Annotated in this window: 15 protein-coding genes, 1 other RNA gene and 1 pseudogene; 11 read left to right on the plus strand and 6 right to left on the minus strand. The window is 39.1% G+C overall.

From position 1 onward, the window contains the following. The first annotated feature begins 114 nt into the window (after window positions 1–114). The 5 genes from AC6H22_RS00835 to AC6H22_RS00855 all read left to right on the plus strand — a co-directional run bounded on the left by AC6H22_RS00835 (window position 115) and on the right by AC6H22_RS00855 (window position 4,924). Window positions 115–417, plus strand: a complete 303-nt coding sequence (locus AC6H22_RS00835) for a cell division protein ZapA (protein ID WP_046952687.1) — start codon at window positions 115–117, stop codon at window positions 415–417. A gap of 246 nt (window positions 418–663) precedes the next feature. Beyond that, window positions 664–861, plus strand: a non-coding RNA gene (ssrS, locus tag AC6H22_RS00840) — 6S RNA. Window positions 862–878: 17 nt separating this feature from the next. Continuing rightward, entirely contained in the window at window positions 879–1,442 is a 564-nt protein-coding gene (locus AC6H22_RS00845; protein WP_046952688.1) for a 5-formyltetrahydrofolate cyclo-ligase, read from the plus strand. A gap of 128 nt (window positions 1,443–1,570) precedes the next feature. Next, complete coding sequence (clpB, locus tag AC6H22_RS00850) at window positions 1,571–4,141, plus strand: ATP-dependent chaperone ClpB (RefSeq protein WP_118817254.1); 2,571 nt, start codon at window positions 1,571–1,573, stop codon at window positions 4,139–4,141. 465 nt (window positions 4,142–4,606) lie between these two features. After that, window positions 4,607–4,924, plus strand: a complete 318-nt coding sequence (locus AC6H22_RS00855) for a DUF4298 domain-containing protein (protein ID WP_118817253.1) — start codon at window positions 4,607–4,609, stop codon at window positions 4,922–4,924. Window positions 4,925–5,242: 318 nt separating this feature from the next. On the opposite strand, the gene nhaA is transcribed toward AC6H22_RS00855, so the two are convergent. Next, on the minus strand, window positions 5,243–6,409 hold the full coding sequence (nhaA, locus tag AC6H22_RS00860) for a Na+/H+ antiporter NhaA (protein ID WP_046952691.1): 1,167 nt from the start codon (window positions 6,407–6,409) through the stop codon (window positions 5,243–5,245). A 226-nt stretch (window positions 6,410–6,635) separates the two neighbouring features. On the opposite strand from nhaA, the gene brnQ reads away from it, so the two are divergent. Next, window positions 6,636–7,946: a branched-chain amino acid transport system II carrier protein gene (gene brnQ / locus AC6H22_RS00865; RefSeq protein WP_118817252.1), complete on the plus strand. Its 1,311-nt coding sequence runs from the start codon at window positions 6,636–6,638 to the stop codon at window positions 7,944–7,946. A 14-nt stretch (window positions 7,947–7,960) separates the two neighbouring features. Here the strand turns inward: brnQ and gss are convergent, their stop codons facing one another. Then, the gene (gene gss / locus AC6H22_RS00870; protein WP_046952693.1) at window positions 7,961–9,835 is read right to left on the minus strand and encodes a bifunctional glutathionylspermidine amidase/synthase; all 1,875 of its coding nucleotides are present in this window, start codon (window positions 9,833–9,835) and stop codon (window positions 7,961–7,963) included. 228 nt (window positions 9,836–10,063) lie between these two features. Here gss and yedE point away from each other — a divergent pair, with 228 nt between their 5' ends. From yedE to rlmB, 3 genes are all read left to right on the plus strand, one after another. After that, the gene (gene yedE, locus AC6H22_RS00875; protein ID WP_118817251.1) at window positions 10,064–11,122 is read left to right on the plus strand and encodes a YedE family putative selenium transporter; all 1,059 of its coding nucleotides are present in this window, start codon (window positions 10,064–10,066) and stop codon (window positions 11,120–11,122) included. Between the two features lie 103 nt (window positions 11,123–11,225). Next, window positions 11,226–13,574: a ribonuclease R gene (gene rnr, locus AC6H22_RS00880; RefSeq protein WP_118817250.1), complete on the plus strand. Its 2,349-nt coding sequence runs from the start codon at window positions 11,226–11,228 to the stop codon at window positions 13,572–13,574. A 55-nt stretch (window positions 13,575–13,629) separates the two neighbouring features. Continuing rightward, entirely contained in the window at window positions 13,630–14,370 is a 741-nt protein-coding gene (gene rlmB, locus AC6H22_RS00885; RefSeq protein WP_118817249.1) for a 23S rRNA (guanosine(2251)-2'-O)-methyltransferase RlmB, read from the plus strand. A gap of 161 nt (window positions 14,371–14,531) precedes the next feature. Here rlmB and AC6H22_RS00890 read toward each other — a convergent pair. Beyond that, a pseudogene (locus tag AC6H22_RS00890) lies at window positions 14,532–14,994 on the minus strand (Lrp/AsnC family transcriptional regulator). 118 nt (window positions 14,995–15,112) lie between these two features. On the opposite strand from AC6H22_RS00890, the gene rarD reads away from it, so the two are divergent. After that, window positions 15,113–16,003, plus strand: a complete 891-nt coding sequence (gene rarD / locus AC6H22_RS00895) for an EamA family transporter RarD (RefSeq protein ID WP_032825806.1) — start codon at window positions 15,113–15,115, stop codon at window positions 16,001–16,003. Window positions 16,004–16,064: 61 nt separating this feature from the next. Here the strand turns inward: rarD and guaA are convergent, their stop codons facing one another. The 3 genes from guaA to guaB all read right to left on the minus strand — a co-directional run bounded on the left by guaA (window position 16,065) and on the right by guaB (window position 19,989). Further along, window positions 16,065–17,624: a glutamine-hydrolyzing GMP synthase gene (gene guaA, locus AC6H22_RS00900; protein ID WP_005629425.1), complete on the minus strand. Its 1,560-nt coding sequence runs from the start codon at window positions 17,622–17,624 to the stop codon at window positions 16,065–16,067. Window positions 17,625–17,642: 18 nt separating this feature from the next. Further along, window positions 17,643–18,428, minus strand: coding sequence for a DUF4062 domain-containing protein (locus AC6H22_RS00905; RefSeq protein WP_032825805.1), 786 nt, complete (start codon window positions 18,426–18,428; stop codon window positions 17,643–17,645). A gap of 94 nt (window positions 18,429–18,522) precedes the next feature. After that, window positions 18,523–19,989: an IMP dehydrogenase gene (guaB, locus tag AC6H22_RS00910; protein WP_005629423.1), complete on the minus strand. Its 1,467-nt coding sequence runs from the start codon at window positions 19,987–19,989 to the stop codon at window positions 18,523–18,525. A 129-nt stretch (window positions 19,990–20,118) separates the two neighbouring features. Here guaB and birA point away from each other — a divergent pair, with 129 nt between their 5' ends. Next, complete coding sequence (gene birA / locus AC6H22_RS00915) at window positions 20,119–21,027, plus strand: bifunctional biotin--[acetyl-CoA-carboxylase] ligase/biotin operon repressor BirA (protein WP_497515203.1); 909 nt, start codon at window positions 20,119–20,121, stop codon at window positions 21,025–21,027. The last annotated feature ends 182 nt before the right edge of the window (window positions 21,028–21,209 follow it).

The raw sequence follows: 21,209 nt of genomic DNA on the forward strand, positions 1-21,209 counted from the left end.
TATAGCGTAATTTATGGTGATGAGCGAACGGCGGATTCAATGTAAAATTTGTGACGAACGTTTTTTGCTATGGCATAATATCAGCCACTCAAATATTTAATTTAAGGAAATCAAATGTCGTTAAAATTGGTCGAAATTTTAGTTTTGGGTCAGGTCTTGCGTTTAAACGTGCCCATTGAACAAGAAGAATTATTGCGCCAAGCTGCGCGTAATTTAGATATATTGGTTTCCGAAATGAAAGAAAAGACAGGCCTTATTCAGCTTGAGCGTGTGCTTTCGATTGTGGCGCTCAATTTGAGTTTTGAATTAAGCCAAGAAAAAAATAAAGCAGCTAAAATTGAAGAGGTATTGAGAACGGGTATCCAACAATTAGACCATTCGTTAGAAAATATTCGTGTAAATAAAGAACAATATTAAATTGTAAAGTGCGGTGAAATAGAGCTGAGATTTTTTCAAATTAAAAGATGTAGCTAATTCAGCGCAATTAGTTAAAAATTACTTAAGTCACCGCCATATTCTTTAGATTCTCCTCTCCAAGATCAATAAATACCTAAAACTAATTTGTGTTATCACACCTGTTTTGTCGTTTTATAATCAACTCATCAAAATTGATAAATAAATGCTAGTCAATACTGAGAATTTGGGCTAGTATAAACCCATAAGAATTACCTGGAGTGTTCGTCAGTAGGCTATGTCCCTGAGCCGATACTTTAAATCTTATAAATTGGTTTCCTATCGTTGGTGTGTAGGCTTAACCTTTGACTCGTTCATTGGGCTAAGAAACCTGAAAACGGTATCAACTGATTTCCTTGAACCGTCGGGTTCAAGGACTACCGCCCGCAGCGGCACTCTGGGTCCTATCTTCTCTTTTCATGTCTATGAATACTCAAAAACGCCAGCAAATACGCGCTGAAATTCGAAAAATACGCGCAAATTTAACCGCACTTCAACAGCAAAAAGCTGAACAATCAGTGACTCAACAGGCGTTAAATCTTATCGACCAACGACAAGCCAAAAATATTGCATTATATTTTTCTTTTGATGGTGAAATTTCTACAAAGGCCTTAATCCAGTCCCTTTGGATGCAAAATAAAAATGTGTATTTGCCTATTTTACACCCTTTTACTAAACATCATTTATTGTTTTTACGCTATTTACCTGATACGCCAATGGAACAAAATCAGTTTGGTATTTGGGAGCCAAAGCTGAATGTTCAAAATGTTTTACCATTAGATGAACTGGATATTTTATTTACGCCGTTAGTGGCTTTTGATAAACAGGGAAATCGCCTTGGCATGGGCGGTGGATTTTATGATCGCACATTGCAGAATTGGCAAAATAAGTCTTTTATTCCTGTAGGTTTAGCGCATCAATGTCAGCAAGTAGAAAATCTTCCCACTGAGCATTGGGATGTCTCACTATTCGATATTTTGGTGGGCTGAAACCTATCATTAGATTTTTATTGATAGATAAAATCAAAAATATTTCATTTTTTCTCTTGAAATCTTTTCAAACGATCTTACTTAATTTAGGCAAACGGCGAAAGCCAAAACTAAATTGAGGAAAGTGTATGAACATTGAAAAATTTACGACAAAATTCCAAGACGCTTTAAGCGAAGCACAATCACTTGCTATCGGAAAAGATAATCAATTTATTGAACCAGTGCATTTATTGACCGCACTTTTAAATCAACAGGGCGGGTCCATTGCACCAATTTTAACTGCAAGTGGCGTAAATGTAACTTTATTGCGTAATGAATTAAAAACTGAACTAAATAAATTGCCACAGGTTATTGGCAATGGCGGTGATGTACAACTTTCACGCCAGCTCATTAATTTACTTAATCTATGTGATAAATTTGCACAGCAAAACCAAGATAAATTTATTTCAAGCGAATTGTTTTTGCTGGCAGCTTTAGAAGAACGTGGAATGATCAGCGATATTCTGAAAAAGTGCGGTGCGAAAAAAGAGCAAATTTCGCAAGCCATTCAGCAAATTAGAGGGGGACAAAACGTGAACGATCAAAATGCAGAAGAAAGCAGACAAGCATTAGAAAAATATACGATTGATTTAACCGCTCGTGCCGAAAGTGGCAAACTTGATCCTGTGATTGGACGTGATGAAGAAATTCGTCGAGCGATTCAAGTATTACAACGTCGTACCAAAAACAACCCAGTATTAATTGGTGAGCCCGGTGTGGGGAAAACGGCGATTGTAGAAGGTTTAGCACAACGTATTGTAAATGGCGAAGTGCCAGAAGGTTTGAAAAATAAACGCGTACTTTCATTAGATATGGGCGCATTAATTGCTGGGGCGAAATATCGTGGTGAATTTGAAGAACGTTTAAAAGCGGTACTCAATGAACTTTCGAAAGAAGAAGGTCGCGTTATCCTCTTTATTGATGAAATTCATACTATGGTTGGCGCAGGTAAAACCGATGGTGCGATGGATGCCGGTAACTTGTTAAAACCAAGTTTAGCTCGCGGTGAATTGCACTGTGTGGGCGCAACAACACTAGACGAATATCGTCAATATATCGAGAAAGATGCCGCACTTGAACGTCGTTTCCAAAAAGTCTTTGTGGATGAACCAAGTGTCGAAGATACGATTGCGATCTTACGTGGTTTGAAAGAACGCTATGAAATTCACCACCATGTAGATATTACTGACCCTGCGATTGTCGCTGCAGCAACGCTTTCACATCGTTATATTTCCGATCGTCAGTTACCAGATAAAGCGATTGATTTGATCGATGAAGCAGCGTCTAGCATTCGTATGGAAATAGATTCTAAACCTGAACCGCTTGATCGCCTTGAACGTCGTATTATCCAATTAAAATTGGAACAACAGGCGTTACAAAAAGAAGAAGACGAAGCAAGTCGCAAACGTTTAGAAATGTTAGAGAAAGAATTGGCTGACAAAGAACGTGAATATGTCGAACTTGAAGAAGTGTGGAAATCTGAAAAAGCAACGCTTTCTGGCTCTCAACATATTAAACAAGAGTTAGATACTGCAAAAACCGAACTAGAACAAGCTCGTCGTGCGGGTGATTTAGCTAAAATGTCTGAGTTGCAATATGGCCGTATCCCTGCTCTTGAAAAGCAACTTGAGCAAGCTGAAACCAGCGAAGGAAAAGAAATGACGCTTTTGCGCTATCGCGTCACAGATGAAGAAATCGCAGAAGTGCTTTCTAAAGCCACTGGCATTCCAGTATCAAAAATGATGGAAGGCGAGAAAGAAAAACTCTTGCGCATGGAAAATGAACTACATAAACGAGTGATTGGCCAAGAAGAAGCAGTTGATGCCGTCTCAAATGCAATTCGTCGTAGTCGTGCTGGTCTTTCCGATCCTAATCGCCCAATTGGTTCTTTCTTGTTCCTAGGGCCAACAGGCGTAGGTAAAACAGAGCTTTGCAAAACTTTGGCTAAATTCTTGTTTGATAGTGAAGATGCGATGGTACGCATTGATATGTCAGAGTTTATGGAAAAACACAGTGTCTCTCGCTTAGTTGGGGCACCTCCGGGTTATGTTGGTTATGAAGAAGGCGGTTATTTAACTGAAGCTGTTCGTCGTCGTCCGTATTCAGTGATCTTATTAGATGAAGTTGAAAAAGCCCATGCGGATGTGTTCAATATCTTATTACAGGTGTTGGATGATGGTCGTTTAACTGACGGGCAAGGTCGTACTGTGGACTTCCGTAACACCGTGGTGATTATGACCTCTAACTTGGGTTCTGATTTAATTCAGGGCAGCAAAGACGAAAGTTATAGCGAAATGAAGGCCTTAGTGATGTCTGTGGTGAGCCAGCATTTCCGTCCGGAATTTATCAACCGTATTGATGAGACAGTGGTATTCCATCCGCTTGGTAAAGAGAATATTCGTGCGATTGCAAATATTCAATTAGAGCGCTTAGCAAAACGTATGGAAACTCGTGGTTACGAATTGGTGTTTACCGATGCTTTATTAGATTTCATTGGTGAAGTGGGTTACGACCCAATTTATGGCGCGCGTCCATTGAAACGTGCAATTCAACAAGAGATCGAAAATAGCTTGGCACAACAAATTCTATCTGGTGCGTTATTACCTGGTAAGGTTGTTACTATTGATTACGCCAACGCAGAAGTTCAAGCTAGACAATAGGTGTTAAAAAGTGCGGTAAATTTGAACTGAGTTCAAAAAAACTGGGATATTTACTTAAGGACTGATGACGATATTGTATCGTATTCAGTCCTTTTTAATTTCAGTTGAATTCGTTAGTGATTATAGTAATCCCAATAATCCTTTACTGTATTAACTATCTCCTTTTCTAGACATACTTTGGAATGATGCGATTTGTAGCCAAAATTAGACGATAAGCTATTATCAGATACGCCAGTCTTGGTCTGGATATAAAATGACTCAATTATCTTGTTTGCCCATAATAAAATCTGCACCTAAATTGTTGGTTTGTTTAGTCCAACTTTTGGAGGGATCACTTTACCAAACTTTACAATCTTTACATTCAATATAGATTATTTATGCTATGCTTTCCGAGAGTTAGTAAGATATTAATATGGGAAAAGTGCGGTAAAATTTAACCGCACTTTAATTGAATGGGAGAAAAACATGCTATCAAAAGAACGATTATCTCAACTTGTCGAAATGGAAAGTATTTTAGATGAGGCAAATGGTTTTCTTGCAGAGGCGGAGCAGTTTTTGGAAAAATGGCAGGTGTTTTTACCCAAGATGAAAAGCTTAGAACATTATTACTTCGAAGGGGATTGGCGAGAGGATTTCGAGGCTTACGAAAATGGCGAGGTACCGAAAGAGCAACCTTGTGGCGTACTTTCCGAAGACTTAGTTTTTAATGCCAGTGTTGCGCAACATAGCTTGGCGATTGAGTATTTGAAAGTGGTGACTAAAATTCTCGAACCAACGAAATAATTGCAACTAATAAATTAGAAATTGCATTATCTCATTTTGCTTGAATTTATAAAACAAAAGTTCTGTAAATTGATCTGCTAAAAAGGAATGTTTATTTAAGGAGTAGTAATGATAGTAATATCTTACTGTATCAATTATTTCCTCGCTACAGTTAAATTCTCAACTATAAAAACATTCCGTTTTTAATCGACCAAATAAACTTTCCATTTCCGCATTGTTTAGATAGTTTTCTTTTCTTGACATAGTTTGTATGTCATCGGTCGCTTATTTAGTCCAACTTTTAGGGCTGCAGATCAATTTACCTCACTTTGTGTATGATTAGTTTAGTTTTGTCGTTTGTTTTAAGAATAAATACCCAAGAGTTGCCGAAACCGTTGAACCGAGTAAGATTCCTAAACGAGAAAGCGTATTGACACTTTCTCCAGCATCCGCATTAAAAGCAAGGCTTGCTAAGAACATTGACATCGTAAAGCCGATACCACATAAAACTGCGACGGCAAAAATTTGTTTAAAATTGATTCCATCCGGTAATTTAGCTAATCCCAACTTAACGGAAATATAACTAAATCCGAAAACGCCGACTGGTTTACCTATAATTAAACCGCACGCAATAGCCAATAATAATGGCGATGAAATCATACTCACATCAATACCGTCAAAACTAACGCCTGCATTGGCAAATGCAAAGAGCGGTAAAATAACGAAGGATGACCAAGGCGCTAGAATGTGCTCAAAATCGTGTAATGGTCGTTCACCTTTTTTACCTTTTAATGGAATGCAAAAACCAATAATCACGCCAGCCAACGTCGCATGAACACCAGATTTTAAAACAGACGCCCATAAAATTGCTCCAACCACCATATAGGCGCAAAGCGCGCTAACTCTAAAGCGGTTTAATAAAACCAAAGTCAAAATAGAAATACCTGAGAAAATTAGAGCCTGCACACTTAATTCATGAGAGAAGAACAGCGCAATTACAACAATCGCGCCTAAGTCATCAATAATAGCGAGTGCGAGTAAAAAAATCTTTAGAGGCAATGGCACTTGCTTGCTCAATAATGCCATGATGCCAAGTGCAAAAGCGATATCTGTCGCCATAGGAATAGCCCAGCCATTTGCAAGGCTAGGATCCTGTTTTGCAATAAACCAATAAACCAATGCGGGCACGATCATTCCACCCACTGCAGCAATGGCAGGGAAAATAGCTTGTTGGTAGGAAGAAAGTGCACCTTCAAATAATTCTTTTTTAACTTCCATTCCCACTAACACAAAAAACACCGCCATAAAACCATCGTTAATCCAGTGGATTAAGGTTTTATTAATAGAGAAACTGCCAATTTGCAAACTGACTGGCAAATTCAAAAAATCATGATATTGACTGCTTAATGGCGAATTAGCCAGCAACATCGCTACTGCAGCAGAAAAAAGCAACAAAATACCACCAGCGGATTCTAATTTTAAAAAACGTTGAATCAGTTGTACCACGCAAACTCCTTCCAAAAATAAATAACAAAAAATTAACAGAGGCTGAATCCTAGCATATTTTTGCCCTCAAAGGGAAAAGTGCGGTCGATTTTGCAGGGATTTTTATCGAATTGTCGATAAGATTCTTCATATTGTGACGAAATTCACATTTTTAGTTTTACAGAATAGGGATTTTCTACACTTTGTAGTAGAATGCAGGCCTTTTTATTTTTAGAGTTAAAAAATTATGTTTTCACGTAAAGATATTATCGTTTTAGGAATGATGATCTTCGCCTTATTTTTAGGTGCAGGTAATATCATTTTTCCACCAATGGAAGGCTTTACTTCTGGACAACATTGGGCAGGAGCCTCCTTTGGTTTTGTATTAACTGGCGTTTTAATGCCTTTTATTACACTTGTTATTGTATCTATTTTAGGTCGTGGTGAAGAACTCACGAAAGATTTACCTAAATGGGCGGGCGCAGGTTTTCTTGTTATACTTTATCTAACCATTGGCTCTACCTTTGCAATGCCACGTATCACGAATGTTGCTTACGAAATGGCGTGGTTACCTTTAGGATTAGTGGAAGATAATAAGAGTGTTCGTTTCCTCTTTTCATTAATTTTCAACTTAATTGCGATGGGCTTTATGATTCGCCCAAATACCATTATTTCAAGTGTTGGTAAATTCATGACACCTGCATTGCTTGTGTTATTAGTTGCTGTAGCCGTCACTGTCTTCATTTCACCTTTATCTGAAATTCAAGCGCCAAGTAAAGCGTATGAAAATGGCCATTCTTTATTAATCGGCTTAACCAGTGGTTATCAAACCATGGATGTACTCGCAGCCATTGCTTTCGGTGGAATCGTCGCTCGCGCACTTGCCGCAAAAAATGTAACTGAACCCAAAGATATCGTTAAATACACTATCTCAGCCGGATTTGTTTCAGTCATTCTACTTGCGGGTTTATATTTTTCGCTTTTCTATCTAGGTGCGACTAGTGCTGCAGTTGCAGAAGGTGCAACTAATGGCGGACAAATTTTCTCTCGTTATGTAAATGTCTTATTCGGTTCTGCTGGGACTTGGATTATGGCGGGTATTATTGTATTAGCGAGCTTAACAACCCTTGTTGGTGTAACGAGTGCTGCCGCTGACTATTTTTCAAAATTCTCTGTGCGTTTTTCTTATCCGTTTTGGGTCGCACTTTTTACCGCAATGACAATCACTGTTTCACAATATGGTTTAACGGATCTACTTCGCATAACGATCCCAGCTTTGTTATTAATTTATCCAGTAGCTATTGTGCTTGTATTATTGCAATTCTTACGCAAAAAACTTCCATCAATAAAATTTACATACAACAGCACATTAATCGTAACTGTTTGTTTTAGTTTATGTGACAGCTTAAATAACGTTAAAATGTTACCAGAAAGCATTAATTCATTATTGGAACACTTCCCTCTTTCATCTGAAGGAATGGCTTGGTTGGTTCCGACTTTAGTGATGTTAGTTGCAAGCATTTTAATTGGAAAAGCATTGCGTAAAACCCATTCTTAATATCACAAGGTGTTTTATTTATCCTTCAACACTCTCAATGGTTGCATATCACTATTGCCTACAATCACTCGACTCGAATCAGAACGTAGGCAAGTTCCACCATAATGCCCCCCCACGGTAAAAGTGCAGACTTGCAAATATTGCTCTTCCACTTGTGGTAAGCACCAAAGTTGTTGATAAATACTATCTTGCTGACCAAACTGTCCATCGGTTGTGTCTAGCATCGAATTATTTTCACCAATCAATTTAACGTTATCACCTCGGCGACCTGCAATTGGTTTTTGTGCATAGCCATTTTGAATTAAGTTTGGTGTGAGATGAAAACTTGCCTCTAACAAATAACGATGATTAGGGAATAAAGACCAAAGCACCGGTAAAATTGCTTTATTGCTTGGAATTGCCGTCCAAAGCGGTTCATAAACCAACACTTCAGGGCGAAGTAGTACGTCAATTAACCGCACTTTATCTTCAGGATAACCTGTGCGAATAGGTGGAGCGACTTCCATTCCTGTTGTATCTTCACGAAGTTGTTCTAGCATGGTCTCCCATGCCCAGGTTTTCCAAACGGTTTGAACTTGGTTATTTTCATCATCAATCAGGCGGCCACGATTATCCCAATGTAAGCCTTCTGTTCCATGAATAATTTTGGCTTGAAATCCCGCTTGTACCAATGCTTGTTGCATAAACATGGCATGATAATCTTCTTCATCATCGTGATCTTGCAGAATATGAACTAATTTTGAGGCTTGACTATGTTGCCAACAATCAGCCAATGCATTACGCAAACCATCGGATGGATTTTCCCCCAATACACAATCAGCTTGTTTTGCCCAGCGATTCATAATATCGCCTGCTTCAGCATGGCAAGAAGCTGAGTCGGCATTATATTCATAGACTTTCAAACCTCGTTCACTCATACAGAAATCTAAACGACCAGTAATCGTCTGATAACGGCGATTTTGCCAAGAAAGTCTTAAGCGTGGCCAAAGGAGCTTCGGAATATTGAAATACTGCAATAGGTTATCATCTTTGAGTACCTTATCTGTCGCATGTAAATACATTAAATGCAGTTCGTTCGTGGCGTGAATTAATTCCTGTTGAGCACTTTCAGACATAGCGAAATAGCGATATTGATCAGAATGACTTACTTTATGTCCGCCCATCGCCTTGATATAAGCCGTATCAAATGGTTCATTTTCATTTAACCATTTCCCACTAAATTGCCCATGATTATCAACATGATGAGCTTGTAACCGAAGTGCGGTTGATTTTGGAAAAGGTTGAGGTTCTGAAAATTCAGTATCGTTCGTTTGAATCATCCAACCAAGAATTTTAGTATCATTAAAAGTATCCTGTAAAAAATATCCTTGTTCTGAAACAATCATCGGCAATTCACGCGTCCATTGCTGACCACTTGGCAAGCGGGAATGAATCACATTTTGCTCGGCGATTCGAATTCTATCAGCCAATACCTCAGTGATAATTGCCACATGCCCCGTGTGTTTAAATTCGCCCCCTTCTTGCCAAATTAATAAGGAACCTGCTTGAGGTTTACGTTTGCAACCATTAGCAAATGCCTGCAAGGGCAACAAGGCATCGTTCACTACTTGGCGTAAAAAACGTAAAGAAAAGATCTCATACGCCATACCGACATCAGCAAACACGACGCCATGATTGAGATATAGATAACGACGTGCAAATTCCACACACTGCCATTTATAGCCCATATATTCTCGCCCTAGATAACTCCGAAATGCAGCATCATTTGGGAACTCTTTATCATCCGCAGTATTGTAATCTGAGGAATAAATTGCCACGCCACCAGGCGCATATCCAAGTAAGCTACCAAAAGGATCGTGGGTAATGATATTGGCTGAACGTTCTGTCATCGTATCTTCCGAGTAAAAAATAAACGGAGTTAGTATAGATCTTTTATTTTCATTACGACAATCAATAAAAATTTTACCGCACTTTCTTCCTACCAAATTTTTGATTTATCTCATCTTTTCATCAAAACATTCTTTACCATTTAACTTCTTAGATTAAAATGAACATGCTTTTCGAGTATTCGAGAGTACACAATTTAGTTTAACTTTAGATATCACAAGGGTTTCATTATGAAAGGATCAAAATGGCCTGTGGTTGCAGGTGCTGCACTTGGTATCATCGCTCCACTACTTACTTATAGCGGAAATCCTGGCAATATGGGATTTTGCGCGGCCTGTTTCTTACGCGATACAGCTGGCTCCATTGGCTTACATCAAGCCGCTCCACTTCAATATATTCGCCCAGAACTCATCGGATTAATATTCGGTGCATTAGTGAGTGCGTTATTTGCAAAAGAATTCCGAGCTCGTGGTGGTTCATCACCATTTATTCGTTTAATTTTAGGGGCATTTGCCATGATTGGTGCCCTAACATTCTTAGGTTGTCCATGGCGTGCATATTTGCGTTTAGGAGGCGGAGATTTATCTGCGATTGCAGGTATAGTCGGTTTATTTGTCGGCGTACTAGTCGGAATTTTCTTTAGCAATCGAGGATTTTCGCTCGGCAAAGCAAAAGAACAAGCTCCTATTACAGGCTGGATTTCTGTGATTATCGCGGGTTTATTACTTATTGGCGTTATCACACAATTTAGTTTTGGCGAAGGCTTACCCCTTTATTTCTCACAAAAAGGCCCCGGCGCACAACATGCATTTTGGGCATTATCTTTAGCAGGCGGGTTAATCATAGGCGTATTAATGCAAAAATCACGTTTCTGCTCAATTGGCGCATTTCGCAATTTCATTCTATTCCGTGATTCTTCATTATTGAATGGGGTCATCGCTTTAGTGGTATTTGCTGCTATTACCAATGCTTTACTTGGTCAATTCCATTTAGGGTTTGAACAACAACCTGGCGCACATAATCAATATCTTTGGAATTTCCTCGGCATGGCACTTTGCGGATTATGCTTCGCCCTTGGCGGTGGTTGCCCAGGCAAACATTTAGTTCATCTTGGTGAAGGCGATAATGACTCCGCTATTTTTGTGCTTGGTATGCTTTTAGGTGCAGCCGCTGCACATCGTTTAAGCCTTGCAGCTTCAGGCTCTGGCATTGGTGAATTCACGCCTTACGCTTTAGTTCTTGGATTTATATTCTGCGCCTATATTGGCTTTACCAAAAAATCGGCTTAATTCACTTTTTATCTGCACTCATCATGAGTGCAGATTTTCTTTTCCTTGCATTATCCCCCTTACAGTGTCAAACTTTCCGCACTTTTTAAAACTGTAAAAAATAATGACAAAAAAACGTAAAAACTTAATCAACCAAGATCCTCATTACAAACGAGAATTGGAAAAATACGGCAATCCAATCCCGAGCCGTGAATTTATTTTAAGCGTTATTCGAGACAATAATGCGCCGATGAATCGGGATGAAATTTTGACCGCACTTTCCATTCAAAATGAAGAGCAAATAGAAGCGATGCGTCGCCGATTACGCGCGATGGAAAATGACGGCCAATTAGTGTTCACCAAACGTAAACGCTATGCCTTACCAGAAAAATTAGATTTATTTAAAGGCACGGTAATTGGTCATCGCGAAGGTTTTGGTTTTTTACAGGTCGATGGCAAAAAAGATGATTTATTCATTCCAAACCATCAAATGCAAAGAGTCATGCATGGAGATTTTGTCTTAGCGCAACCTGCAGGATTAGATCGTCGTGGTCGCCGTGAAGTACGAATTGTACGCGTATTAGAAAGTCGTAAAAAACAAATTGTGGGTCGCTTTTTCTTAGAAAACGGTTTTAGCTATGTGGTGCCTGATGACAACAGAATCGGCCGAGATATTCTCGTTCCAAATGAACATCGTAATGGCGCACGAATGGGACAAGTTGTCGTTGTCGAATTGCAAGAACGCTCTGCCAGTTTTAGCCAACCAATTGGCGTAATCACTGAAATTCTAGGCGACAATATGGCGAAAGGAATGGAAGTGGAAATCGCCTTGCGTAATCACGATATTCCCCATAAGTTTCCAAGTGCGGTGGAAAAATACGTAAAAAAATTCACTGAAGAAGTCCCTGAAGAAGCCAAAAAAGGCCGTGTGGATTTACGAAATTTACCGCTTGTGACCATTGATGGTGAAGATGCTCGCGATTTTGACGATGCTGTTTATTGTGAAAAACATGGTAAAGGCTGGAAACTTTGGGTAGCGATTGCGGACGTTAGTTATTACGTACGTTTACGTTCCGCTTTGGATGTAGAAGCGCATAATCGTGGTAACTCGGTCTATTTTCCGAACCGAGTTGTACCAATGCTACCTGAAATTTTATCAAACGGCTTATGTTCTCTTAACCCACAAGTGGATCGTTTGTGTATGGTGTGTGAGATGCAAATTTCTGCCAAAGGTAAGCTCACAGATTATCGCTTTTATGAAGCGGCGATGAATTCTCATGCCCGCCTCACTTATACCAAAGTAGCAAAAATGCTTGAAGGCGATGAAGAATTACGCACTCGTTATTCTACGCTTGTGCCTCATTTAGAAGAACTTTATAAACTCTATCAAGCTTTGCTTAGTGCACGTCATCAACGTGGTGCGATCGATTTTGAAACCATTGAAACTAAATTTATTTTCAATGCAATGGGGCGAATCGAGCGCATTGAACCCGTTGTTCGTAACGATGCCCACAAAATCATTGAGGAATGTATGATTCTTGCGAATATCGCAGCAGCCAATTTTATGGAAAAACATAAAGAGCCTGCGTTATATCGTATTCATGCCACCCCGAGCGAAGAAAAATTAACATCGTTCCGCACTTTCTTAAGTGAGTTTGGTTTAACTTTAGAAGGTGGATTAAAACCAACCACAAAAGACTATGCTGCTCTCTTAGAAAAAGTTAAAGAACGACCAGATCATGAACTTATTCAAACAATGTTGCTACGTTCATTAAGCCAAGCTGTCTATCACGCTGATAATATTGGGCACTTTGGTTTAGCTTTGGAAGAGTATGCACACTTTACTTCACCAATTCGCCGTTATCCTGACTTAACACTTCATCGAGGCATCAAGTATTTACTCGCTAAAGAACAAGGCGCAAAACGTAAAACAACGGATACTGGCGGTTATCATTACTCTTTTGATGAAATGGATTTACTTGGCAATCACTGTTCAATGACGGAACGCCGTGCTGACGACGCCACTCGTGAAGTGGCTGATTGGCTGAAATGCGAATATATGCAAGATCATGTTGGCGGTGAATTTAGCGGTGTTATTTCATCTGTGACGGGGTTTGGTTTATTTGTACGCTTAGATGATTTATTCATCGATGGTTTAGTCCATATTTCCACCTTAGAAAATGATTATTACCAATTCGATGCAGCAAAACAACGTTTAATCGGCGAAAATAGCGGAATGCAATATCGCTTAGGCGATAAAGTTCGCATCAAAGTTGAAGCAGTACATTTAGAAAATAAAATGGTCGATTTCTCGCTGATGGGCAGTGAACGTAAACCTCGTCGTGCTGGAAAAACCGCGAAAGAAAAATCCAAGAAAGTCTTTAAAGAACTACCGTCTAAAGCCTCCCAAAAACGAAAAAGTGCGGTAAAAAAGAAAAAAATTTCGAAGAAAACATCTAGAAAACGAAAATAATTCACTTCCCATTGTAAGAATGAATTAAAAATTCAAATAAGAAAAAGAGAAATTTATGTCAGAACAAATCTACGGCATTCATGCTGTTAATAGTATTTTAACCCATTCACCAGAACGTTTAATTGAAGTTTTCGTACTTAAAGGACGTGAAGATAAACGCCTACAGCCACTCTTAAATGAGCTTTATTCCCTCGGAATTGGTGTGCAATTCGTTAATCGGCAAACACTCGATAAAAAAGCCGATGGCGAAGTTCATCAAGGTGTCATTGCTCGAGTACAAGCGGCAAAAGAACTTAATGAAAATGATCTTGATGAAATTCTTGCAAATAAACAAAATCCGCTTTTATTAGTTTTGGATGGCGTGACGGATCCACACAACTTGGGAGCATGTTTACGAACAGCTGATACGGCTGGCGCAGTGGCCGTGATCGTACCAAAAGATAAATCAGCACAATTAACATCTATCGCGCGTAAAGTTGCTTGTGGTGCAGCAGAAACTGTGCCGTTAATTCGTGTAACCAATCTTTCTCGCACGCTACGCGATTTACAGCAAAATCATAATATTTGGGTGGTTGGCACTGCTGGCGAAGCAACTGAAACCATTTATCAAAGCAAACTGACAGGGCCACTAGCACTTGTTATGGGAGCTGAAGGCGAAGGGATGCGTCGTTTAACGCGTGAACATTGCGATCAACTGATTAGTATTCCAATGGCTGGTTCAGTTTCATCATTAAATGTATCTGTCGCAACAGGGGTATGTTTATTTGAAATTGTACGTCAGCGCTTAGGTTCATAAGAAAAGTGCGGTAAATTTGCTTTGACCTCAAAAACTAAATTATTTACTTGAGGACTGATGACGATATTGTATCGAACCCAGTCCTTTTAATTTCAGTTGAATTTATCGGTAATTATTTAGCTCCACTTTGTGGGAGAAGAGCAAAATTTACCGCACTTGTTCTATAAGATAATTCCACTATCTGCTTTGGTAAAATTCATTACAAATAAACTTTTATAAGTTCTTACATGAAATTCGCCAGTCAATACTCGACGTGTGAATGCGTGATAGCTTTCCATATCTTTTGCATGGAGTAGCAACATAAAATCATAGTCACCTGAGATTTCGTAACAGCTCACCACTTCGTCTTCTTGGCGCATTTTTCGTTCAAATTGCTCTTGATAATAAGAGTGTTGATTGTCCATTTCAACCATAAACAAACACGCTAATCGTACGCCCAACGGCTTTTGGGGAAACTACCGCAACTCGTTTTGTAATAACTCCCGAATCAGTTAATGCTTGTACACGTCGTTGACAGGTTGCAACAGAACTATTCACTTTTTCTGACAATTCTTTTAACGGAATCATGGCATCTTGTTGTAATACATTCAAAATATGACGATCTAATTTATCCAGTGTTTGCATAAGATAATTTCTCAAAAATGTAATAATTGGGAAAAATATTATCACAATAAAAATAAAGTTGAGATTTTTTATTGTCTTGGGATTTTATAATAATCATATTGATGAGATGAGGTCCAAGATGAAAGTAGTCACTCAAGGCGTATTATTGTGCATTTTTTCACAATGTTTATTTGGCATATTGTATTTATTTAGCATATGGCTCCAACCACTTAGCGGAACGGATGTTTTTGCGTGGCGTATGTTAACCATGATCTTTGGGTTACTTTTAATTTTATTCCCGACTATTGGTTGCCGCTCTCTTTTGTCTCTTATTACGACAACTTTAGGAAAAAGTTGGATGCGTTGGGTTTTATTTTTACTGGGGACATTAGATGCGGGAAGTCAATTCTGGCTCTTTATGTGGGCTCCGCTCAATGGCGAAGGGGTAAATATTGCGATGGGATATTTCCTTTTTCCGCTGATTATGGCTGTTTTAGGATGGGTTTGGTTAAAAGAACGCTTATCACTTATTCAGAAAATCGCACTTTTACTGGCTGCCTGCGGTGTTGCACATGAATTATGGCACACTCAAAGTTTTTCATGGACAAGCTTGTGGGTTTGTACGGTTTATCCATTTTATTATCTAAGCCGTAAATTGATGAAAATCCCTGCCCTACAAGGGATTACATTGGATATTATTTTAATTTCGATTCCTTGCGTTATTTATATTCTTTATCAAAGTACGACGCTTTCTTTAGTTACGCAAGAATATCGTTATTGGTTATTGCTACCAGCACTTGGCATGGTGAGTGCGATTTCGCTTTCAGCCAACTTAAAATCAAGCCAACAAATTCCAGTCAGTATTTTTGCGGTGTTGAGTTATATCGAACCCATATTGCTTTTTTTAATAGCTGTCTTTGTGCTGGATAATCAAATAACCACAAGCGACTATTTTACCTATGTGCCTATTTGGTTAAGTCTCATTGTGATTGGCATAGAAGGGCTTTTAAACAAAAATAAAGTGCGGTGAAAATTAACCGCACTTATTAAAGTTACTGAAATAATTAGAACGTATCTGAAAAAGTGCTTTTTTACTCCCACTCGATAGTGGCTGGTGGTTTTCCGCTAATGTCATACACCACGCGGGAAATGCCGTTCACTTCGTTGATGATGCGGTTAGACACTTTGCCTAATAAATCATAAGGCAGGTGCGCCCAATGTGCGGTCATAAAATCGATGGTTTCTACTGCACGTAGTGAGATAACCCAATCGTATTTACGGCCATCGCCCATCACACCTACAGATTTCACTGGCAAGAATACGCTGAAGGCTTGGCTGGTTTTTTCATACCAACCGCTATTGCGCAATTCTTCGATAAAGATTGCATCTGCACGGCGTAATAAATCACAGTATTCTTTTTTCACTTCGCCTAATACACGCACGCCTAAACCTGGGCCAGGGAATGGGTGACGGTTGATCATTTCAGCCGGTAAGCCTAATGCTAAACCGATTTTACGTACTTCATCTTTAAATAATTCACGTAAAGGTTCAACTAAACCAAGTTTCATATAGTCTGGTAAGCCACCTACGTTGTGGTGTGATTTTATCACATGCGCTTTACCAGTTTTGCTTGCTGCAGATTCGATCACGTCAGGGTAGATCGTACCTTGTGCCAACCATTTCACGTTAGTGAGTTTTTTCGATTCATCATCGAATACATCCACGAACACTTTACCGATAATTTTGCGTTTCGCCTCAGGATCGGATACGCCAGCAAGTTCGCCTAAGAAACGGCTTTCAGCATCAACACGGGTAATATTTAAACCGAATTTGTCACCGAACATTTCCATGACTTGATCGCCTTCGTGTAAGCGGAGTAAACCGTTATCCACGAATACGCAGTGTAAGTTTTTGCCGATAGCACGGTGTAAAAGTAATGCAACCACAGAAGAGTCCACACCACCAGATAAACCTAAAATCACTTCATCATCGCCCACTTGCTTTTTAATACGAGCAACGGCATCTTCGATAATGTTTTCTGCTGTCCATTTGGTTTCGCAACCACAAATGTTCACCACGAAATTCATCAATAATTCCAAACCTTTTTTGGTATGGGTTACTTCAGGGTGGAATTGTACGCCGTAGAAACGACGATTTTCGTCAGACATTGCCGCAATTGGGCAGGTTGGAGTCGTACCGGTAACTTGGAAGTTTTCAGGTAAACGCGTTACTTTATCGCCATGGCTCATCCATACATCTAATTTGCTATCGCCATCATTTAAATGAGCGAAAAGTGCGGTTGGATTATCCATTAAAACAGAAGCATAGCCGAATTCACGATGATCAGAGGTCTCAGTTAAACCACCAAGTTGCATTGCCATGGTTTGCATGCCGTAGCAAATACCCAATACAGGCACTCCGGCATTAAATACATATTCAGGTGCACGCGGGCTGTTTTCTTCAGTGGTACTTTCAGGGCCACCAGAAAGAATGATACCGCCTGGATTAAATTCACGGATTTGTTCTTCAGTCACATCCCAGGCCCAAAGTTCGCAGTACACACCGATTTCACGCACACGACGTGCAATCAGTTGTGTATATTGTGAACCGAAGTCGAGGATCAGGATTTTATGGTTGTGGATGTTTGTCATTTTGTGTACCAGTAGTATTTATGCTTTATTATTCAAATAATTTTTTATAAATTCAGCGATTTCAATTTCTTTAAATTTAGGGAATATCCACCCTTTAAGAGAGTTATTCCACTTTCCTCCTAGTTTTTTAATATCCTCTTTAATTGGACTAGTATCTCCCTTGACTAAAAAGGACTTAATTTCGTCATCTTTCTTATAGTCTTCGATATAGATTTTGCCTTGCTTTAAAATTTTTTCGATGGATTTTACTTGTTCGGTTCTTTCTTTTACCGTAGGCGGAGTTATAGTAGTATTTGTTAAAAGGTTCTTAACATTTATACTAATTTGGTTTCTGAGTTGCTCTTTAAAATCATTAATATCTACATAAGAGCCTATTAAACCTATTTTTTGCATTTTTGCTTGGAATTCACGCAAATTTTGTAATTGGGATAGATCTAAAGTTGCTAATTCTACTTTTCTTCCTGAAAAATACAGCATTACTGGTTTGCCAGCTTGAATGAAGTGCTCAATTTCTTCTACTGTACCACTATCGCTCACACCTGTTGGTGAGCCAAGTCTTGTCCAAAATACTCCGATAAGCATATCACAACCAGTTACTATTTGGTCATTGATAATTCCTTGAGGGCGTTTACCTAATAGTGGAGCAGAGTGAGTTTCCCAACCAACAGGCATTAATACCACTTTTTGTTGTTCTGAATTGATGTTATTCCAATTGGAAATAACTTCTGATATTGCGGTTCTTTCATCTGGAACGTCACCAGGACTAGCGATTAGAACTTTATATACTTTTGCATCAAATGACATAGAATTTCCTTGTATTGAAAAATAAGTAAGAAATATTTTTAAAATTAGCAGCACTTTAAAACAACAAAAGGTGGACTAAAGCCCACCTTGCGGATTAGCCCATACGGTAGTTAGGCGCTTCTTTCGTAATCGTCACATCATGAACGTGAGATTCTTTAATACCCGCACCACTGATGCGAACAAATTCCGCTTTCGTGCGTAATTCTTCGATGGTTGCGCAGCCAGTTAAGCCCATGCAAGAACGTAAGCCACCCATTTGTTGGTGGATGATTTCTTTTAAGTAACCTTTGTATGGAATACGGCCTTCGATACCTTCTGGTACAAGTTTATCGGCTGCGTTATCAGATTGGAAATAACGGTCTGATGAGCCTTTCGCCATGGCACCTAATGAGCCCATACCACGGTAAGATTTAAATGCACGACCTTGATAAAGTTCGATTTCACCTGGTGCTTCTTCAGTACCGGCAAACATAGAGCCAACCATTACACAGCTTGCACCTGCGGCGATAGCTTTCGCAATGTCGCCAGAGAAACGGATACCACCGTCAGCAATTACAGGAATACCACGATCTTTTAATGCCGCAGCAGCATCTGCGATAGCGGTGATTTGTGGTACACCTACACCGGTCACGATACGAGTAGTACAAATAGAACCAGGGCCAATACCTACTTTCACAGCACTTGCACCTGCATCTGCTAATGCGATTGCACCTTCAGCGGTTGCTACGTTACCCGCAACGATCGGTAAGCTTGGATATTTTGCACGAGTTTCACGAACGCGTTGTAACACGCCTTCAGAGTGACCATGTGAAGAGTCGATTAACAATACATCTACACCTGCTTTCACTAAAGCATCGATACGTTCTTCGTTACCAGGACCTGCACCTACAGCGGCACCCACGCGTAAACGACCGAATTCATCTTTACATGCATTTGGTTTTTGTTCTGCTTTTTGGAAGTCTTTAACGGTAATCATACCTTTAAGTTTGAAACTATCATTAACCACTAACACTTTTTCAACACGGTGTTGATGCATTAATTCCAAAATTTCTTCGCGACTAGCCCCTTCTTTTACTGTCACCAAGTTTTCTTTTTTCGTCATTACTTGTGAAACAGTTTTGCTTAAATCTTTTACGAAACGTGTGTCACGGCCAGTGATGATACCGATTAAGTTATTTTCACCGTCTACAACAGGATAGCCAGCGAAGCCGTTTTTCTTCACCATTTCAGCAAGTGCTGCAAGAGTTAAATCTGGCGAAACAGTCACAGGCTCAGAAACGATACCACTTTCGAATTTTTTCACTTTACGAACACGATCCGCTTGGCGTTCGATCGTCATATTTTTATGAATAAAGCCGATGCCACCTTCTTGTGCTAAAGAGATCGCAAGTTTGGTTTCGGTTACGGTATCCATTGCAGCTGAAAGCATAGGAATATTCAAACTAATTTCTTTAGTGAGTTTGGTTGAAAGATTGGCTGTATTTGGAAGCACAGTTGAATGTGCCGGGACGAGTAGAACATCGTCAAAAGTAAGGGCTTCTTGTTTAATGCGTAATGACATTGCAATATTCTCGCTAAGTTGAAGTTAAAAAATATTGCGGTGGGATTATACAGATTTTACTTGATTTTGAAAACGAAATTTTTGGATTTGTGCTATGATTTTCGCTCCGTTTGGTACAAGGAATAAATAATGAATTTCGCTTTATTGAGATATTTAGCTGACTGTCAGTCGAAAGTGCGGTTAGAATTGGAAAAGTTTTCTCTGGATATTGAAGAGGATATTAAACAATTATGCGAGCTAGGTTTGGAAATTGTCGTTGATGGCCAAAATTATTGCTTAGTGCCTAGCCTTCCTTTATTAAATCCTCAGCAAATTTCAACCGTACTTTTTCCTTATAGTATCCATTATCAGCCGATTATTTCCTCTACAAATGAATGGATACTACAAAATATTCCTTCCTTAAAAAAAGGCGATCTTTGTGTGGCTGAATATCAAACTGCAGGACGCGGTCGACGTGGTCGCCAATGGTTATCGCCTTTTGCCGGGCAAATCATTTTTAGTTTTTATTGGACGTTTGATCCGAGAAAACCTATCGAAGGCCTGAGTTTGGTCATTGGTTTGGCGATTGCTGAAGTGTTAAACGTGCAAGTGAAATGGCCTAATGATATTTTGTTTGATGGGCGAAAGTTAGGTGGAATTTTGGTTGAAATCGCTAACCATAAAAATGGTATGCTCAATTTAGTGATTGGCGTAGGTATTAATGTGTTGTTGCCAAAACAAACAGAAATTAGTCAGCCTTATGCGGAAGTATGTGAAATAGATCCTGATGTAGACCGACAAACCTTATTACCCAAACTCACACAACATTTATATACACGTTTAAATATCTTTGAGAAAAATGGTATTAATACGGAATTTCAACAAGCATGGCAATTATATAATGCATTTTCAAATAGTGAAGTAAATGTGCTGACTGAACAAGGCGTTATTTCAGGTATTGAACAAGGCATAGATGAACACGGTTATTTAAAAGTATTATGTGGCAATAAAATTCAGATGTTTAATGGTGGTGAAGTTTCATTACGTAAGAAATTATAGCGATAAAAATTTGAGCATTCTAACCGCACTTTTTGATGAAATGTTTATATTTCCATCAAAAGATCATTTTTTTAAATATTTTTACAAAAAAGTACTTGCAAGGGTTTTGAAAATCCCTATAATGCACCGCACACAACGACGCACTGTTGTGAAATATTTAAGTTTGCACGTGCGTCGTTGTT

Source organism: Haemophilus sp. THUN1690 (assembly GCF_059704375.1).

Excerpts from the sequence above, each read along its gene's own strand:
- gss (WP_046952693.1), bottom strand. The coding sequence starts at position 9,835 with ATGACAGAACGTTCAGCCAATATCATTACCCACGATCCTTTTGGTAGC.
- AC6H22_RS00845 (WP_046952688.1), top strand. The coding sequence starts at position 879 with ATGAATACTCAAAAACGCCAGCAAATACGCGCTGAAATTCGAAAAATA.
- guaB (WP_005629423.1), bottom strand. The coding sequence starts at position 19,989 with ATGTCATTACGCATTAAACAAGAAGCCCTTACTTTTGACGATGTTCTA.
- guaA (WP_005629425.1), bottom strand. The coding sequence starts at position 17,624 with ATGACAAACATCCACAACCATAAAATCCTGATCCTCGACTTCGGTTCA.
- yedE (WP_118817251.1), top strand. The coding sequence starts at position 10,064 with ATGAAAGGATCAAAATGGCCTGTGGTTGCAGGTGCTGCACTTGGTATC.
- AC6H22_RS00905 (WP_032825805.1), bottom strand. The coding sequence starts at position 18,428 with ATGTCATTTGATGCAAAAGTATATAAAGTTCTAATCGCTAGTCCTGGT.
- rlmB (WP_118817249.1), top strand. The coding sequence starts at position 13,630 with ATGTCAGAACAAATCTACGGCATTCATGCTGTTAATAGTATTTTAACC.
- rnr (WP_118817250.1), top strand. The coding sequence starts at position 11,226 with ATGACAAAAAAACGTAAAAACTTAATCAACCAAGATCCTCATTACAAA.
- clpB (WP_118817254.1), top strand. The coding sequence starts at position 1,571 with ATGAACATTGAAAAATTTACGACAAAATTCCAAGACGCTTTAAGCGAA.
- birA (WP_497515203.1), top strand. The coding sequence starts at position 20,119 with ATGAATTTCGCTTTATTGAGATATTTAGCTGACTGTCAGTCGAAAGTG.
- AC6H22_RS00855 (WP_118817253.1), top strand. The coding sequence starts at position 4,607 with ATGCTATCAAAAGAACGATTATCTCAACTTGTCGAAATGGAAAGTATT.
- AC6H22_RS00835 (WP_046952687.1), top strand. The coding sequence starts at position 115 with ATGTCGTTAAAATTGGTCGAAATTTTAGTTTTGGGTCAGGTCTTGCGT.
- rarD (WP_032825806.1), top strand. The coding sequence starts at position 15,113 with ATGAAAGTAGTCACTCAAGGCGTATTATTGTGCATTTTTTCACAATGT.
- brnQ (WP_118817252.1), top strand. The coding sequence starts at position 6,636 with ATGTTTTCACGTAAAGATATTATCGTTTTAGGAATGATGATCTTCGCC.